Source organism: Variovorax sucrosi (genome assembly GCF_051216635.1).
Lineage (GTDB): Bacteria > Pseudomonadota > Gammaproteobacteria > Burkholderiales > Burkholderiaceae_C > Variovorax.
Window position 1 is genome coordinate 196,301 of the sequence record NZ_JBPJZU010000006.1, and the last position, 16,437, is coordinate 212,737.

18 protein-coding genes and 1 pseudogene are annotated in these 16,437 nt (G+C 63.1%); 10 read left to right on the forward strand and 9 right to left on the reverse strand.

The features are described 5' to 3' along the window. The first annotated feature begins 85 nt into the window (after positions 1–85). Entirely contained in the window at positions 86–2,443 is a 2,358-nt protein-coding gene (locus ACSFBE_RS13510) for a copper-transporting P-type ATPase (protein WP_435490906.1), read from the forward strand. 120 nt (positions 2,444–2,563) lie between these two features. Here ACSFBE_RS13510 and ACSFBE_RS13515 read toward each other — a convergent pair. Continuing rightward, a pseudogene (locus ACSFBE_RS13515) lies at positions 2,564–3,720 on the reverse strand (IS30 family transposase). A 271-nt stretch (positions 3,721–3,991) separates the two neighbouring features. Between ACSFBE_RS13515 and ACSFBE_RS13520 the strand changes: the two are divergent. Genes ACSFBE_RS13520 through ACSFBE_RS13530 form a run of 3 tightly spaced genes read left to right on the forward strand, consistent with a single transcriptional unit; the run spans position 3,992 to position 5,433 of the window. Beyond that, positions 3,992–4,324, forward strand: a complete 333-nt coding sequence (locus ACSFBE_RS13520; RefSeq protein WP_435490907.1) for a hypothetical protein — start codon at positions 3,992–3,994, stop codon at positions 4,322–4,324. A 52-nt stretch (positions 4,325–4,376) separates the two neighbouring features. Next, entirely contained in the window at positions 4,377–4,694 is a 318-nt protein-coding gene (locus ACSFBE_RS13525; protein ID WP_435490908.1) for a 4a-hydroxytetrahydrobiopterin dehydratase, read from the forward strand. Between the two features lie 34 nt (positions 4,695–4,728). Next, a complete protein-coding gene (locus tag ACSFBE_RS13530; RefSeq protein WP_435490909.1) occupies positions 4,729–5,433 on the forward strand; it encodes an SDR family NAD(P)-dependent oxidoreductase in 705 nt (234 codons plus the stop codon). 88 nt (positions 5,434–5,521) lie between these two features. On the opposite strand, the gene ACSFBE_RS13535 is transcribed toward ACSFBE_RS13530, so the two are convergent. Together ACSFBE_RS13535 and ACSFBE_RS13540 are read right to left on the reverse strand one after the other, a co-directional pair. After that, the gene (locus tag ACSFBE_RS13535; protein WP_435490910.1) at positions 5,522–5,839 is read right to left on the reverse strand and encodes a CcdB family protein; all 318 of its coding nucleotides are present in this window, start codon (positions 5,837–5,839) and stop codon (positions 5,522–5,524) included. Between the two features lie 7 nt (positions 5,840–5,846). After that, the gene (locus ACSFBE_RS13540; RefSeq protein WP_435490911.1) at positions 5,847–6,116 is read right to left on the reverse strand and encodes a type II toxin-antitoxin system prevent-host-death family antitoxin; all 270 of its coding nucleotides are present in this window, start codon (positions 6,114–6,116) and stop codon (positions 5,847–5,849) included. Between the two features lie 711 nt (positions 6,117–6,827). On the opposite strand from ACSFBE_RS13540, the gene radC reads away from it, so the two are divergent. Then, the gene (radC, locus tag ACSFBE_RS13545; RefSeq protein WP_435490912.1) at positions 6,828–7,412 is read left to right on the forward strand and encodes a RadC family protein; all 585 of its coding nucleotides are present in this window, start codon (positions 6,828–6,830) and stop codon (positions 7,410–7,412) included. A gap of 66 nt (positions 7,413–7,478) precedes the next feature. Here the strand turns inward: radC and ACSFBE_RS13550 are convergent, their stop codons facing one another. Then, entirely contained in the window at positions 7,479–7,775 is a 297-nt protein-coding gene (locus tag ACSFBE_RS13550) for a hypothetical protein (protein ID WP_435490913.1), read from the reverse strand. Positions 7,776–8,485: 710 nt separating this feature from the next. On the opposite strand from ACSFBE_RS13550, the gene ACSFBE_RS13555 reads away from it, so the two are divergent. From ACSFBE_RS13555 to ACSFBE_RS13565, 3 genes are all read left to right on the forward strand, one after another. After that, positions 8,486–8,794, forward strand: coding sequence for a DUF736 domain-containing protein (locus ACSFBE_RS13555; RefSeq protein WP_435490914.1), 309 nt, complete (start codon positions 8,486–8,488; stop codon positions 8,792–8,794). A gap of 578 nt (positions 8,795–9,372) precedes the next feature. Further along, a complete protein-coding gene (locus ACSFBE_RS13560) occupies positions 9,373–9,720 on the forward strand; it encodes a DUF2958 domain-containing protein (protein ID WP_435490915.1) in 348 nt (115 codons plus the stop codon). A 336-nt stretch (positions 9,721–10,056) separates the two neighbouring features. After that, on the forward strand, positions 10,057–10,566 hold the full coding sequence (locus tag ACSFBE_RS13565) for an H-NS family nucleoid-associated regulatory protein (RefSeq protein WP_435490916.1): 510 nt from the start codon (positions 10,057–10,059) through the stop codon (positions 10,564–10,566). Between the two features lie 441 nt (positions 10,567–11,007). Here ACSFBE_RS13565 and ACSFBE_RS13570 read toward each other — a convergent pair whose 3' ends face one another. From ACSFBE_RS13570 to ACSFBE_RS13580, 3 genes are read right to left on the reverse strand one after another with little or no spacing between them, the layout of a single operon-like run. Further along, on the reverse strand, positions 11,008–11,292 hold the full coding sequence (locus ACSFBE_RS13570) for a hypothetical protein (RefSeq protein WP_435490917.1): 285 nt from the start codon (positions 11,290–11,292) through the stop codon (positions 11,008–11,010). A gap of 13 nt (positions 11,293–11,305) precedes the next feature. Continuing rightward, positions 11,306–11,506 carry a hypothetical protein gene (locus ACSFBE_RS13575; protein WP_435490918.1) on the reverse strand — a complete coding sequence of 67 codons (201 nt, stop codon included), beginning with the start codon at positions 11,504–11,506 and terminating at the stop codon, positions 11,306–11,308. Beyond that, positions 11,503–11,736, reverse strand: a complete 234-nt coding sequence (locus ACSFBE_RS13580; protein ID WP_435490919.1) for a hypothetical protein — start codon at positions 11,734–11,736, stop codon at positions 11,503–11,505. The genes ACSFBE_RS13575 and ACSFBE_RS13580 overlap by 4 nt, the downstream gene beginning before the upstream one ends. A gap of 762 nt (positions 11,737–12,498) precedes the next feature. Here ACSFBE_RS13580 and ACSFBE_RS13585 point away from each other — a divergent pair. Both ACSFBE_RS13585 and ACSFBE_RS13590 read left to right on the forward strand, forming a co-directional pair. Next, on the forward strand, positions 12,499–12,825 hold the full coding sequence (locus tag ACSFBE_RS13585) for a DUF2958 domain-containing protein (protein ID WP_435490920.1): 327 nt from the start codon (positions 12,499–12,501) through the stop codon (positions 12,823–12,825). A gap of 151 nt (positions 12,826–12,976) precedes the next feature. Beyond that, complete coding sequence (locus ACSFBE_RS13590; RefSeq protein WP_435490921.1) at positions 12,977–13,249, forward strand: YetF domain-containing protein; 273 nt, start codon at positions 12,977–12,979, stop codon at positions 13,247–13,249. A gap of 219 nt (positions 13,250–13,468) precedes the next feature. Here the strand turns inward: ACSFBE_RS13590 and ACSFBE_RS13595 are convergent, their stop codons facing one another. Next, positions 13,469–14,734 (reverse strand): sensor histidine kinase, encoded by a 1,266-nt coding sequence (locus tag ACSFBE_RS13595; protein ID WP_435490922.1) that lies wholly within the window; start codon positions 14,732–14,734, stop codon positions 13,469–13,471. Then, entirely contained in the window at positions 14,731–16,293 is a 1,563-nt protein-coding gene (locus tag ACSFBE_RS13600) for an ATPase domain-containing protein (protein WP_435490923.1), read from the reverse strand. The genes ACSFBE_RS13595 and ACSFBE_RS13600 overlap by 4 nt, the downstream gene beginning before the upstream one ends. Between the last annotated feature and the right edge of the window lie 144 nt (positions 16,294–16,437).

The following is a 16,437-nucleotide window of genomic DNA, read 5'->3' on the forward strand; positions in this document are numbered from 1 at the left end:
CTTCCCTCTCCTGCCGCGGAGCCCGCGTGCGTCTTGACCTTCTCACGATGAGAAGGCCAAGACTTACCACCGAAAGGGAAATCTTATGCAGCCCAGCGACAAACAGAGCTACGACCACGCACATTGCGGGCACGGTGCTACGGCACAGCACAGCGTCTCAGATGGCGTTTCCGCGAGGGCCTTGGCAGTGCCCACTCACGATGCGGCTTCTCACGACCACGCAGCACATGCAGGCGCGGCGGGGCATGTTGTCGATCACGCAGGCCACCATGGTCACGTGACGCGCAATGCGGCTGATGCAAAGCCCTCTGTAGCTGGTCTGGGGCAGGTTGAATACACCTGCCCGATGCATCCCCAGGTTCGGCAGATGGGACCGGGAAGCTGCCCGATCTGCGGGATGGCACTGGAGCCGCTGGTGGCAAGCGCCGAGACCGGAGAGAGTCCCGAGCTGCGCGATATGACCCGACGCTTCTGGGTGGGACTGGCCCTCAGGGCGCCTGTTTTCATACTGGAGATGGGCGCGCACCTGGTGAACCTGCATGCGTTCATCGCGCCGCAGCTGTCCAACTGGATTCAGCTGGTCCTGGCAACACCTGTGGTGTTGTGGAGCGGCTGGCCATTCTTCACACGTGCTGCGGCCTCGGTGAAAAACCGCAGCCTCAACATGTTCTCGCTGATCGCCCTGGGGACGGGTATCGCTTGGATATACAGCATCGTCGGCACCGTTGCCCCGGGTATCTTCCCAGCGGAGTTTCGCGGGCCAGAAGGTGCGGTGGCGGTCTACTTCGAAGCGGCAGCAGTGATCACGGTGCTCGTCTTGCTCGGCCAGGTCCTTGAACTGCGGGCCAGGGAAAAAACCTCGGGCGCCATCAAAGCACTCCTCGGACTGGCTCCGAAGACGGCCGTGAAAGTAGGTCCTGACGGAACCGATGAGACAGTGGAGGTCGAGGCCATCCAGGTCGGCGATCTGCTGCGCGTGCGACCAGGCGAAAAGGTCCCTGTCGACGGCAAGCTCGTCGAGGGCAAGGGCAACGTTGACGAATCTATGGTGACAGGCGAGCCGGTGCCTGTGGCCAAAGCCGTCGACTCCCAGGTCACTGCCGGCACGCTGAACCAGACCGGCGGTTTCGTGATGCGTGCGGAAAAGGTTGGAGCAGACACACTGCTCTCGCAGATCGTCCACATGGTGGCGGCCGCGCAGCGCAGCCGCGCCCCCATCCAGCGCATGGCCGACCAGGTCGCGGGGTGGTTCGTTCCCGTGGTGATCGCGGTCGCGCTTCTCACCCTCGGGGCCTGGTTCATCTGGGGGCCGAGCCCGGCGTTTTCGTATGCGTTGATCGCCGCCGTGGGTGTCCTGATCATCGCGTGCCCTTGCGCCTTGGGCCTCGCTACACCGATGTCCATCATGGTCGGGGTGGGACGCGGCGCGCAAAGCGGCGTTCTGATCCGCGATGCAGAGGCGCTGGAGCGCATGGAGAAGGTGGATGTCTTGGTGGTCGACAAGACCGGAACCTTGACCGAAGGCCGCCCCAAGGTCGTGAAAGTCCAGCCTTTGAACGGGTTTGAGGCAGACGACGTGCTCCAGAAGCTCGCGAGCGTGGAACGCGCCAGCGAGCACCCTCTTGCGGCGGCAATCGTGGCTGACGCGTTGGAGCTCAAGCTGGCGATGTCACCCGTCACCGATTTCGACTCCCCGGTCGGCAAGGGGGTCATCGGCGTGGTGGATGGTGTGCAGGTTGTTTGCGGCAGTGCCAAGTTTCTGACTGAGCATGCCATTGATGTGGGGGCCGCCGACCAGGAAGCAGAACCTATCCGCGCGAAGGCTGCCACGGTTATCTTCGTCGGCATCGGCGGTCGGATGGCCGGATTTGTCGGGATTGCTGATCCGATCAAGGCGAGCACCGCTGCCGCAATAGCAGCCTTGCGAAAGAGAAATGTACGGGTGGTCATGCTGACCGGCGATGGCAAGACGACAGCCCAAGCAGTAGGTCGCGAGCTCGGCATCGACGAGGTCGTCGCGGAGGTTCTGCCCGAGGACAAAGCCTCTGTCGTTCAACGCCTCAAGCGCGAGGGACGCATCGTCGCCATGGCGGGGGACGGCGTGAACGATGCCCCTGCCTTGGCGGCGGCAGATGTAGGCATCGCCATGGGCACAGGCACCGATGTCGCCATGGAGAGCTCGGGTATCACGCTGCTGCAAGGTGATCTGATGGGCATCGTGAGGGCGCGGCAGCTGTCACAGGCCACTATGGGCAACATCCGCCTGAACCTCTGGTTCGCCTTTGGCTACAACGTGCTCGGGATTCCGATCGCGGCCGGCGTGCTGTACCCATTCTTTGGCATCCTGCTTTCTCCGGTCGTTGCCGCTGCGGCAATGGCGTTGTCGTCGGTCAGCGTGATAGCGAATTCGCTGCGTTTGCGCACGACCAAGCTGGCAGATTAAATGGATATCAGGCTCGGCTCATGAGCCAGTGCTTGTCTAGGCTCGGGTAGCAGAAATGAACGAAGGTCCGGTATCGGGGAGTGCGTGCTCCTAGCCGGATGACCGCTTCGGGCGGCGGATTCAACTGGTCAGCGCAACACATTCGCTGAACATCTCAGCGGGTGTGTGGAAGCCTAGCGTCTTACGCGGCCTCTCGTTCAATTGTCGCGCGATCGTGTTGAGTTGGAGCTGTGAGTAGCCCGAGATGTCGATGCCCTTCGGCATATATTGCCTGAGCAGCCCATAGGTGTTCTCGTTGCTGCCGCGTTGCCAGGGGCTCTGGGGATCACAGAAGTAGACCTGGATGTCGGTGGCCATCGTGAATCGCTTGTGACCGTGCATCTCCGTGCCTCGATCCCAGGTCAATGACTTGTAGAGCTCCTGCGGCAACTTGCGCGCGTTCTTGATCAGCGCGTTGACGACCGACTGCGAGTCTTTGCCCTCGAGCTTGACCAACATCACGTATCGCGTCTGTCGCTCGACGAAGGTGGCGATCTGGCTGTTGCCGCTGCCGAACACCAAGTCTCCTTCCCAATGTCCAGGCACCGCCCGATCCTCGACAGATGCGGGGCGCTCGCTGATCGACACGGCATCAGCAATCTGCCCATGGATCGCCGTCTTCTGCGTGTAGGAACGAGAGCGTCGCATGCCGCGCGTGCGCCTGAGATGCTCCAGCAGCTCCTTCTTCAACGCGCCACGCGCTTGAATGAACAGGCTGCGGTAGATGCGTGTGACACATGAAGGCTCGGGTCGTTCGGATAAGTATGCGTGAGCCAGCCGGCGATCTGCTCCGGCGACCACAGCATTCGAAGCAGGTTTGCCACGACGCCAGCCAGCGCCCGGTTCTTGACCAGTTTGCATCGCTTCGGCCGCAGGGCACGGCTCCAGGCAGCTTCGTCGGCGACGCTCGCCCGATAGCCGTCTTGTCCTGCGTTGCGACCGATCTCGCGGCTGATGGTCGATGGTGCCCTGCCAAGTCGGGCGGCCACCGAGCGCATCGATTCACCGACCATCAGAGCACGAGAGATCTCTTCTCGCTCTGCCAGGGTCAGCGCATTCGCGCTGCGCCGCCGGTCCGGTGGTCGAATGCCACCGGTCTTTGACAAGATGGTTTGGACAGAAGTGTGAGGCCGATCAAACAGATGGCCAATCTGATGAAGAGTCCAGCCTTCCTTCCAGCGCTCCCACATCAATGCCTTCTGGGCGTCCGTGTAGTAGGTTCGCGTCCGATACTTCATCTGCAACACTCCTTCTGCCTCAGCAGTGGTTAGTGTGTTGCATCGACCAGTTGAATCCGCCGCCCAAAGCGGCTGTAGACATCGCCGAAAAGCGGACGGTCGGTGGGCGGAAAGGCTCATCAACTTTGCCACTTGATCGGGCTGGCTCAACTACTGCGGCGGCGACCACGCCGGTCGTAGATCAGAGTTAGTGCACAAGCGGTTGACCTGTCGCGCGGCACCGGATCAGCAAGTGTGCGTTCCCACAGCAGGGCTGGCGCCTTCCAGCACGATGTCCATCGCTTGCGTTTCAGTGGCAGAGACGACAGCCGAGAAGGTGTTGTCGCTGCTACGGCGCTGCGCCTATCAGTGGGATGGGCATCAGACCAAGGGAGAGATGAGTCGCGCCTTGGTGCGGATGTTTATGACGTGGCCTGCATCGCGGCGAAGGCGCCAGGATCGCTGGCTGCGGGGCAAGGATATCTTCGAGCGACTGGTGATGGGCGACCGGGCGGAGTTCAGGAATCAGAATCCCGAATTTCTGTGCCATCTCACAGCGGCGTTTCGAGCGCAGCGCTGCCTGGTACCTGTCGAACGCAGGAATCCTGCGTTCGAGCCGCTTTAGCGGCGCTACGTTGCATGAATGCGGCGGCAGCGCATCTCTAACATCCACCACCATGAGACGCCTAGATGCCGAAGCAGTCGTCCGCTTGCGCGGGCAATCGCCCAGTTGGGAATTCAGTTTGGATCGAGGAGGGTTGATGACGCGGGAGTTCGTGTTCGGAGGCTTTGCAGAGGCCTTCGCCTTCATGACCCAAATCGCGTTGGCGACCGAACGGCTGGACCATCACCCCGAATGGTCCAACGTCTACAACCGGGTGAGGATCGTCTTGACCACGCATGATGTGCACGGCCTGTCGATGCACGATGCCACGCTGTCTGCGCTCATCGACCGCTTGTACGCGGCCCTGTCGCCTCAGCGCGAATCTGCCTGATGTGCGCGGCATCCATCCGAAAGCAAGTGAGCTGATGAACTTCGACCACCAGATCGTGATGCTCACAGGTGCATCCGGCAACCTCGGGCGCGCTGTAGCCCGCTCGTTCTCCGATCGAGGCGCTCAACTGGTCCTCCTCGATCGTCACCCGGACAGACTCGACGCCGCCTTCACCGCCGTGAAGCATCGGCCGCTCGCGATTCAGGCGGATCTCACACGCCCTGGCGACGCGTCCGATGCGGTGGCCGCCGCGCTTGCACGCTTCGGCCGAATCGACGTCCTGTGCAATCTCGCTGGCGGCTTTCGCATGGGCGCCCCTGTGCACGAAACGACACCCGAGACCTGGGATTTTCTCTTTGACGTCAATGTCCGGTCCGTCCTGCACATGTCGGCCGCGGTGGTCCCAGCCATGCTCGATGGCGGGGGTGGTCGCATCGTCAATGTCGGCGCCTACGCGGCGCTACGCGGAGGGGCGGGCATGGGGCCCTATGCCGCCTCCAAGGCGGCCATCATCCGACTGACCGAATCGATGTCCGCGGAGCTGCGCGAGCACCGGATCAATGTCAACTGCGTGCTTCCCACCATTCTGGATACGCCACAGAATCGTGCCGACATGCCGCAGGCCGATCCGACGCGGTGGGTCGCGCCGAGTGAACTTGCCAATGCCGTGATGTTCCTGGCGTGGGAAGGCGCTAGCGCCATTCACGGCGTGGCGCTACCGGTCACCGGCCTGGTCTGATCGGACCATCGGGGGCCAATGCCGCCAAATGAATTCCCACCACCACACCCAAGCGCTTCTTTGGTGAACCAGCGAGCAGGGGAGCGCCTTAGATTCCGCTGACCACCGCGTCGAGCGCAGCCACGAATTCACTGGCCTGAGGTCGCAGGTTGCCGTGCACGGGGCCCAGATCCTTGACCCGGAATGGCGCAGCCAGATGCGGCAACGCCACCAGCGTCGTTCCGTTCCAGCCGATGCTGGGGCAAAGAGACCGCGGCATCGCCGCTGGCATGTGGGCACGCAGCGCCAGCGGTATCACCAGGCGGGTCGGGAGCTTGTCGAGGATGTCGCTCTGGATGTCCACCATCCACGGGATCTCGCCGCGCTGGGTCTTGGACGGGTTGGCATAGACATCGAACTGGGCCATCGCACGATCACCAGGGACGATAGTCTTCGCCGAAAACCCCGACGCGCTCGACGAGCCCGTTCTGTGCGGCAATCCATTCCGCGTAGGTTTCGTTGAATTCGCGCTTGCGTTGGCCGAGCGTCTTCTTCTGCTCGAGTGCTTCGAGTTCGGCGTAACGGGCAGCCGAGACCATCACGACCGCGACGCGGTCGTTCTTCATGACCTGCACAGGCTCGCGTTCGGCTTGGCCCAGGTAGTAGCCGAAACGGTTCTTGGCATCCGTGGCGCTGACTTGCATGATTGGACTCGGGTGGGTGAAGAATGGCTATTTTAGCCATTCCCGCTTGCAATCCAGGCAACTTCGTAAGGCAGAACCCCTCCTGAGTTCTGTGATTTCACTGGTCAAACGCTCAGGCCGCCTGCTCGGAATCATGCCTCTCACCCCCGCCGGGGCGCGGCGGACCTGACCGACTTGCGCTACCGAAGCCAGGGCTTCTGCCTGAATGTTCCGGGGGAAGTTCCGAGAAGGCGGGTCGATCCAAGTCATTTTGAAGGCCTGGCACTTCGTTGAAGAGGAGGGATGCTGGTGTTCGGAATGGAGCGTCCGGCTCCGTCGCGTGTGGATGTGGCAGGAGCAGTGGTTTGGCGCCGCCCGCCTGCGGCGGTTGTTCCCTTGCAGGTGTCGCTGGCCGCTCATCCCCTGCGGGGACTGCTGCGCAGCCTTCCAGGCAACTCGGCGGGAGATGGGCACGGGTCCGGGGAGGAGAGGGTGGGGTGGGCTTGCCTGTGTGCGCTCACGCTACCTCACCGTTCTCGCGTTCAAGGCCCTGCGCGCGCAGACGTGCTCGGCGCGGTCCCCGCGCGCCTGCGGCGACCTTGAGCGCTGCGCTGCGGCGAGGTCTTTCGGTGGCGCAGGCAATCCGCCCTGCGTCTTCATCCGGAGGTCGCCATGTCGTCCCAATCTGCTCCTACAGGTACTGCCGCTCCCGCTGCCGCAGTCGCTTCTACCTTGCCTTCCTACACGCCGATCCAGCAGCGCATCGTCAGCTGTCTGCGGGTCTTCCTCGGCGAACAGGCCGCGCCGCTCTACGACACGCACGGGCGTTCGCTGCAGCGGCTAGCCGCCTTCGCCAGGGATTCCGGGCTGCCGGGCTGTCAGGAACTCTCGACCGGGCTGGCCCTGGCGCAGGCGCTGCTGGCCGAGGCGATGTCCAGCGCCCCGGTGTTCGACTCGCCGGCGGCGGTGACCGATTTCCTCAAGCTGCATTTCGCGGGGCAGGCGTACGAGAGCTTCGTGGTGGTCTTCCTCGACGCACGGCACCAGCTCATCGTGGTGGAGGACGTGTTCCGGGGCACGCTGACGCAGACCAGCGTCTACCCGCGGGAGATCCTCAAGCGGGCCCTGCACCACAACGCGGCGGCCGTGATCCTCGCGCACAACCATCCATCGGGCAGCACCGATCCGTCGCGAGCCGATGAGATGCTGACCGAGACCCTGCGCAACACGCTGTCGCTCATCGACGTGCGCGTGCTGGATCACCTGATCATCGCGGGCAACGCTTCGCTGTCGTTCGCTCAGCGTGGGCTGCTCTGAGGCAGTGACGGGGGCGCGAGCCCCTGGGAGGGCCGCGCGAGTCGGCCGGCCCGCCTCGCCTCAGGCTCAAAGGTTCTCATGCGCAGTGGGCTGGCTCTGTTGCAGCAGATAGTGCGCCATCGCGTCGCGCAGGCGCAGTTCCTCCTGCTGCAGGCTGCGCATGGCGCGCGCGATCGAATGCGCCACGAAGAGGGCATCGATCGCTTGGCGCCACCGGTCGCAGGCGCCGCCGCCCGTCGCCGGTCGTGCTGAACCCGTGTCATCGCCCGCCCCGGAGGACCACGCCGTGCAGTTCACCGGTGCGGCAGGCACGGGGAAGCCCGCCCGGCGTAGCAGCGCGGCCTTGTGGTCGAGACTGAGCATGCTCTGTCCTTGCAAGGACCGTACCTGCGCCAATGACGCAGGCCCTCGGCGGACGCGCGGGCGCGTCCTGTCCGACCTGATCTTCTGGCAGGACGCGCGATCGATCTCGGGTTGCCCATCGCAGTGGCACCGCTGGCTGTACGGGTCCTCGTCTACGCTAGACCATGCTGCGCTGGGTGGGGGGAATCGGCGCCGACCCCCATGCTAGCGGTCATGCCACTTGAACAATGGGGATGTTCGCCGACAGGCCATCTGACCATGCGATTCGATCTTGCGCAGCCGATGTCGATCCTGTGCGCCGCTTCTGCGGCAGGGCGTTCTCGTACCCCCGTTGTTCAGGCAGCTTGGCCTTCGGCCGCGGTCGAATCCGTGCAGGAAGGCTCCTGCCGCGGGAAGAAGCCTGACTCATGCGTCCTGGCGAGGACAGGTCCGCGCCCCTGGCCTTGTTTTTGCCGTGAATCCTGGCACGGGCACGGCGCACGCTCTCTGCGTTCGGTGCGCCTCGGGCTTTTTCGCCGCAACCGGCCTGACCGACAAATTTCCCCGACCTGCGGTCTTCCTCGCGAGGCAAATTTCTCGGTCCCGCCGGTCCTCCACTGCGTTGCGGCCCTTCATTGCATGGCGGGTGCGTCGCGCCCGGCACCGCGCCGTCCGGTTCACGCCAAGGCCGCGATGGGCGCGGACCTGGTCAACCTCGAAAGGACTTCATCATGAGCACCATTGGCAACTTCACCGCTTCGGGCAACGGCTACGCCGGCACGGTCCGAACCCTGACCTTGAACGTCAAGGTCAAGATCGTCTCCAGCGACAAGGCAAGCGAGAACGCCCCGGACTTCCGCATCGTCGCGGGCAACGGCCTCGAGATCGGCGCGGCGTGGAAGAAGATCAGCAAGGCGGACCGGCCCTACCTGTCGGTGACGCTCGACGATCCATCGTTCCCGGCGACCCTCTATGCCCGCCTGGTCGAGGGCGAGCCCGGCGAACACAGCCTGATCTGGTCGCGCAGCAAGGGCGACTGAGCGTCGCCCGACACCCCGCCTTCGGGCGGGGTGCCTTTTGTGCTGTTTGGACGACGGGCTGCGAGAGGCACGGGCCTCATCGTCTCAGCTTCCCTGTCGAGTCGCGAACATCTTCCGATGTGCACGAAGACGCAATTCCGTTTGTGCGCTTCGTCGCAAAGCCGATTCTGAAGGTGTCCTGTTCTGCGGATCGACGGCAACACGTGAAATCGGATCTGCGGCAGCGTGCTTCTCCGTGGATGCGTTTCCCTGTTCTCCGGGTTGTGCATCGCCGGCGATGCCGGATCGCGCTCTCGTGCTGCGCATCGAGCCGCCCAGGGCATCTCGACCCCGTCGGGCGCCGATCGCTGACGCCTTCGCGTCTTCGCCGCTGAGCGCTCCGCTTGCCGACGACGGTGTGGTGTGGTGGGGTGGCTTGCTGATCCCTTTATCGTTGCACGTCGTTCTCGCCGTCAAGGTCTGCGCGCACGGTGTGCGCTGGCGTCCTGCCGGCCGTCTTCGAACCCTGACGGCTGCGCTGCGCCGTGCTGCCTCTGGTCTCGGGCAATCCCGCCCTGAATCCTTCCAAGGAGAAGACCATGACGAAGCTCATCACCGACGAACAGCGCGCGCAACTGCTGGCCAACGGCCGGCAGTCCATCGGGAACCCCGACTTCGACCCGATGCCTGTGGTCAAGCTATTCACGCCGGATGCCGGCGCGACCTGGCTACTGGCCGAAATCGATCCTGACGACGAGACCCGTGCGTTCGGTCTGTGTGATCTGGGGCAAGGATTCCCCGAACTGGGCTATGCGAGCCTGGAAGAGTTGGAGACGCTGCGCGGCCCTCTGGGGTTGCCGGTAGAGCGCGATCTGTACTTCCGCGCCGACAAGCCGATCAGCGCCTACGCGCGTGAGACCCGCACGGCGGGCCGGATCGTGGCCTAGCGTCTAAGAGCTGTGGGGAGTCACAGTTGCTGAGCCTGGTTGAAGAATACGCTGAGTCTTCCCACCGCGACACTCTGTGGCATTCGCCGGCCGGCCGGCCGGTCGCTCGGCGCGTAAGCGGCCAGTCGGAGAATGCCATAGCAATTGGGGGAGGTTTCGTCGCGTCAGACGTCTTGGCAGGAAAATCCATTAGCAGTAGGTGCGAATGCGTTGAAGTCCGCGAGGGCCACTCCAGTTGAACAGTAGTCACCTGAGCGGTGGGACATACTTGGCGACCCCTCATTTGCATGCGCATTAAAGTAGCACCCCCCTCTCGACTTTTGAAAATGCGAACTTATGCCCCAGACCTACAAGCAAATCCAGAAGCAGATCGAAGCGCTGCAGCTTCAAGCTGAGAAGCTCCGAAACCAAGAGGTGGAAGGTGTCGTTGCGCGCATCAAGGTTGCGATCGCACACTACGGACTGACGGCTGAGCAGCTCGGATTCGGCACCGGTGCGGTCAAAGGCAAGGTGCGGATGGCTAGCACGAAGGCCGCGTCGAAGGCTACGAAGTCGGCGAAGTCGGCGAAGTATTCCGATGGGCAAGGTAACGAGTGGGTCGGTCGCGGCCCGCGACCCCACTGGCTTCGCGATGCGCTCGCTGCAGGCAGGAGTCTCGAAGAATTTGCCACCGAGTCCCTGCCATCGAAGACCTCCCAACGGGCCACCAAGCCCGCAGCGAAACGGAAGGCGAAGGTTTCTTACAAAGACCAAAATGGGAACACCTGGAGCGGCATGGGCCCCAAGCCACGTTGGCTCAAAAATGCCCTGTCGGCCGGCGCAACGCTGGATCAGTTCGTCTCCTAGTGCTCGGCGACTCGCTGAGGGCCCGCTAACCGCCAAGGCGCTCGGGCCTATGCGCTGGAGTCAATGGATCCTTCCTCGATCAGCAGGAAGCACTCGAACTCTGCCTTGATGCGGCCCTGTTCGTCAGCATCGAATGCCGTCGGACACTGGAAGATCTTCATGAGCAGGTTCTCGTTCATCGAGGTGGCGAAGACCTCCTAATTGTCGAACTCGGCAGACCGAGGACCCACGTATTTGAAGGTCAGGTTTGCCGGAGTCTCGAGCAGCGCTTCGAAGATCTCGACGTGGTCGTTGGTTATCACGATCGGATCGCTGACCTGCCCCAACATGCCGACAAGCGCATGAAATTGCACTGTCCATGTCTTCGGGGTCGAGGTCGACCAGGCCGATGGTCGTCTTTCCAGTGTTGGTTTCGAGGTGTGCGACAAACATTCCGCCACCTTAGCCGAGCCGGACTTCGAAGTAGGCCTCATCAGCCGCGCCCAGGTCTCGGAAGCCGGCGCTCTTCGCTTTGTCGTAGGCCTTGGGCCAGGTGCTCGCCAGCGCGCGCTCGTCCTCGTTCATCTCTTCATTGCCGGATTCGGCCGCGTTCGAGTACGCCTTCAGCACCCGCTCGACGCTGTCTCCCAGTTCCTTTTCAAGAGTGGTGCGAAAGCGCTTTTCGGCCGTCGCGATGTAGTCGGGCGGCAGGCCCGGAAAATCTCTCAGTTTGGCGGTGAACGTCATGTGGATCTTCTCTTCAAGACGACACAGGTGATTCGATGATCTCGACCGGCCCGATGCCTGCGTACACGAGCTGGCCGCTCCCACGCTCGCTGACGCGCACGCGGTCGCCGATGGTCGTGATCGCATAGGCGTCCTGCGGCAGGCTCAACGGCATCTCCTCGAACGCCGTCTTGCTGTACCAAGCGGGCATGCGCAACAGGGTCGGATGAGTCATGACAGAGCGCAATAGCACGACACACTGCCGTCCTTTTCCCATTCCCGCTGCGCAACCGCTCGCGGGTCCAAATCCATGTTGCGCGAGTAGAGCCTGCAGGCCAGAGCGGCGACGGCGTGCGTGTCGACGTCCTTGGAAACGGGGTCGATCTGGCCCCATACCTTCATGAACGACTTGACCCATTGAAGGGCGACAGCATGCTCAGGGTCTGCTTGCACGTTATGTTCCATCGCTGCTCCTTGTCGGTGACTGCTCATTGGCGCTCGTCGCAACGTGCGCGTTCCCGTTCCGCCTCTGTGCCCCTCGCCACCGAGCACAGCCAGACTTGGCGGTGCTCCCAGATCGTGTGGCCCCAGATGCCGTCGCCCTTTTAGGGCAGCAGTAGGGGGGCGAGAGCGGGGCCAAGGCATGCATTCGGTTTCTCATACGCCGTCCACAGTCGGCTCTCAAGATGTTTCGCTTGAAGTGGTTGGTGACGTGATCATCCCGGTGATGCGCAGCGTTCCGCGCAGCAAGGGACCCCACTGGTCGCGGGGCACACGCAGTCCTTCTTGGCGTAAAAATAGGACATCGAAAAGAACTGTATGAATATACAGCTTTTCGCTAGACTTGTGCAATGAACGAGATGCCCGAACGCGAATGGATCGCAGCTTGCGCGCACAGGCTGCAGCGGCACTGGCGAACCGTAGACCCGCTGGAGCTTGAGGCAGTGGCGGCCGAGCTAAGCCGCGATGGGCACTTGTAGGCCATGCCGCCCACCGACGCCGCCGCAGAGTGGCTCAGACCTGTGACGCAGTCATATGTGGCGAGGTGACGCGCTGAGAAGGCGGCTGCCGTTCGGGAGGCCGAGACGGTTGCCGTTGCCTGGCGGCGGCAATCGAAACCGGCGCACTGCTGTACTCGCAAAAGGTCACAAGGGCGGCGGAGTCGCTACTCCGAGTACGCCAAGCGCAGTAATATATTCATCGCATTCGCGCAGTGGGGCGCTCCATATGACATTCCTCCGTCAGATGCTCGCCAACGGCGAGGCGCGCGCCCGCGGCGAAAGCGTCGACCCCTACCCCGTCGTGAAGCTTCACACGCTGGATGCGGGCCTGGTGTGGTTGCTCGTGGACCTCGACGCCGATGGCGACCAAGCCTACGGCCTGTGCGACGCGGGGACCGGGTTTCCGGAGTTGGGGACCGTGAGCCTGTCCGCGCTGGGCGACGTGCGCGGCCCGCAGGGCTTGCGCATCGTGGTCGATCGGCAATTCAAGGCGCGCCAGCCGCTGTCGGCCTACGTGGCCGATGCGCGGCGCGACGGATCGATCAACGACTGACCCACGGATGCCGCGTCGCCGTTCGCGCGAGGTGGCCTCGCCGAAAAGGCACCCGATCGACTTCGCGTTGTGGTGGCCTCCTTCAATCCGAAGCGTTTGTTCATGACCGCCCACGACGTCGACGATCTACCGCGCGAGCCTTGGGGCGTGCGTGCCCGCGATCGCGCACTTCCTGGAACCGCAGCCGGAGGTGCGGATCCGTCATGGTCGCATCAACCGAAAAGCGATGAAGCGCGAAATGATTGCAGTGGAAGAACTCGAGGCCAAGCTGCGGGAACAGGGCATCGATTCGATCACGGATGTGTGCGTTGCTCGGCTCGAAAGCGACGGCAAGCTCAGTGTGAAGCAACGTGCCGAGCGACCCGAGTCAGAGAATTCCAAGGAGCCCAAGGCACCTGACGACACCGGGCCTCCCGGGGGGTGAGGCGGCGTGGTGCAGAGACAGGCCACAGTGCTCCTCATCGTCGACATGATCAGCTGTTGGGACTTTCTGGATGCCGAGAAGCTCCTGCCTGGTGCATTGGCCATCATGCCCGCACTGGTTCGTTTGAAAGCGCGATGCGCACGCGCGGGCGTGCCTTTGATCTATGCCAGCGACAACCTAGGGCGTTGGCGCTCCGTCTTTCGCGCGCGCACCGCCCGGCTACGCTGCGTCGTCTGCAGGCGGCATATTGACAGGCAGCGTGACATGGAACGTCGCCCCGGCATGAGGCCCCGCACTTTCCACCCGGATCGTCCCGCCGTGGTGCTCGACGATATGAAGGGCGATGGACAGGCCCAGGCCCAGTCCTTGGGCATTTGCCTTGAGCTGCTTCGTGAACGGTGTGAAAACATGGGGAAGCAGCGCCTCTTCAATGCCGCAGCCCGAGTCCGCCACCGAAACGGTGTACGTATGCGCGTCACGCTGCAACCGCATCTCGATCCGCCCGGACGCCGGAGTGAACTTGACCGCGTTGGACAGAAGGTTCCAGAACACCTGCTGCAGACGATGCGCGTCGGCAATGAGTGGCAGCTGGCCGAGTTTGTCCAGTTCCGGAATCACGACGGAGATCTGCTTGGCCTCGGCATGCGGCACCACGGCAGACACCGCTGCCTTGAGGATGTCGCGAAGCGACGTAGGGTGCATGTCGATGCGCAACTGGCCGGTGCGAGTTCGCGCCGCCTCGATGAGATCCTCGACCAGCCGCGCTTCGGTATCCACGTGGTACTTCATGTTGACCAGAGAGACCCTGATGGCCTCAGGATCCGCAAGAGCACCGCGCAGCAAGATCTCTATCCGCGTTGCGAGCACGGACAGCGGCGTTCGAAGCTCGTGCGACACGCTGGCCAGAAATACCTCGCGCAGCCGACTAAGCTCCTGAAGGCGCTCGACCGCCTCGGCATGGCGGACCGTGGACTCGATCATCGTCTCGAGCAGTTCGGTGTATACCGTCATGCGTGACGCGGGAACGGGTGACTCCAGCCTCACCTCTGCCCAAAGTCGTGCACCGTCGACACCGAGCTGACGCGCGATGCGCTCGCATCCCAGGGGCGTCCCGAAGGTGTGGAACGCCCATCCGTAGACGATCACGCCACGCACCTGGCCCCCGATCAACAGCGGGACTGCCTGCAAGCGCAGCTCATCGCCTACGCTGGCGTTCCCGGGTGCCCCCGTTTCGAGGACCTGCGCGGCGAGGTCTCGCTCGATTGTGTCGCCCAGGCGGCCCTCGTTCCATACGCCTGCCGTTGTCAGCAGGCGCGCGACTTTCGAATAGGCAAATGGCCCAGCCTGCCTTTTGCAGTCCAGGTCGTAGGCGCAGACACAAAGTTCGGTCGCCGCGGCGAAACGCGCCAAGGCACGACGCCAGCCTTCCCAGTCCAACCCCGTCGGACGGTTCTCAGGGCTCTCGGCGTCGGCGCTGGCGTTCACTTGGTCGTCTCGGGCGGCAGCTCCGGCGAATCCGGCAGCGCCTTGCCATGCGCGACAGCGTCCTCAATCACCGGGCTCTTGCGCGACGGCGAGCGCGCCAGCAGACCGTAGTAGGAAGAGAAAGGCAACTGCGGCACGGGTGCAGTCTCCTCCCCCCCAACCACCGATTCGTCGAGCAAGGAGATGCCGCCTGCGTCGATCACGTACTCGCGCGTCGTCTGGATGTTCTTGCTCCCGCGCACCTTCGGCACTGCAATCGCACGGCGCAGGCGCGTGGAAATCTCGACATAGCTCAACAGAATGATGTTGTCGACCAGGTGCGAGCCCTTGAGTTCCTGGCTGATCTGAGAGACGCCCAGGAGCTCGGGACTCTCGTAGTTGAAAAACGCCGTCGCGAGCCGACCCTTGACGAAATCAGCCAGCGCATAAAGAAAGTCGGAGGCCTGGTCGGGGCTCGCCATCTCGTAGACGGCCACCGAGTCGAAGACGATGCAGTCGATGCCTTCCTTCTCCACCAGCTTCGTCACTCGGTCGAAGTGCACATCCAGCTCGAGTTCCAGGGGCGATTCGTAGTGGATGAAGAGCGAGCCCTGCCGCACGAGGCCCTCCAGGTCGAAGCCCAGGCTTGCCGCGTTTCGGATCAGTTGACGCGGATGTTCATCCAGGGTCACCAGCAGCGCACGCCGCCCGGCCAAAACGGCCGAGGTTAGAAACTGCACGCCCAGAACCGTTTTGCCGCTCCCGGAGATGCCGGTGACCATGGTGATCGAGCCTTCGTAAAGCCCGCCAGCCATCATCACGTCCAGTGCGGCGCATCCCACGGACACGCGTTCAGTCGACGTTGGTTGGTCCTCGTCGACCTTAGGGCCCGACTGGGCACGCCGATAAACGTGAATGCCAGCGCCAGCCTCGATGCGCATCGAATGGCTTCCGCTGATGAAATCCTGGCCGCGCGACTTGACGACCGCCAGGGTCCTGTGGACCCGGCGACGCACTTCGCTGCGGGTGAGCGAGATGATGGTGTCGAAGACGAACCGCTCGTGTGCATGTGCCTCGAACTTCGTTTCCGCCCGTTCCGCAGTGACAAGGGTCGTGACGCCGAGTCGGGCGAGCCCTTCGACAAGCAAGTGAACATCCTCGCGAAAGGGCTTGTCGTTGGCCTCGGCATAGAGCCGAAGTGGCGTCAGGCCATCGATCATCAACCTGCGCGCACCGATGGCGGCCAGCTCCGCTGTAAACGCACCATCGGAGGAGCGAAATTCATTGAGCAGAACGGCCGGCGAGGTCTGGATGATCTTGACCTTGCGCTCGTCAATGAGCCGTTGCAGATCCCAGCTGAACCCGTTCGCGTCCCGCAACAATTTCTCGGAATCGAGTTCGAAGGAAACGATCACGCCGGGTTCATCGTAGAAGGCGGCCCCGGCGTGAATGAAAGCCAGTCCCAGGGTGGTCTTCCCCGCGCCGGGCGCGCCCTCGACCAGGATGTTGTTGTTCCGCTGAACGCCTCCGACAAACACCTCGTCCAACCCTGGAATCCCGGTGCGCACGGGGTCTTGCATCATTCGTCCTTTAAATCGTTGTCATGGCAAGTCGGACTTTACCCCGCAGGCACATCCACTCGGGAGCAGGAGGTGCTGGATTTCCAAGGCCTGGGGGTCGATCGAACGAACTGTGAGCTTCGACTGGCCATATCCCGGCTAGAC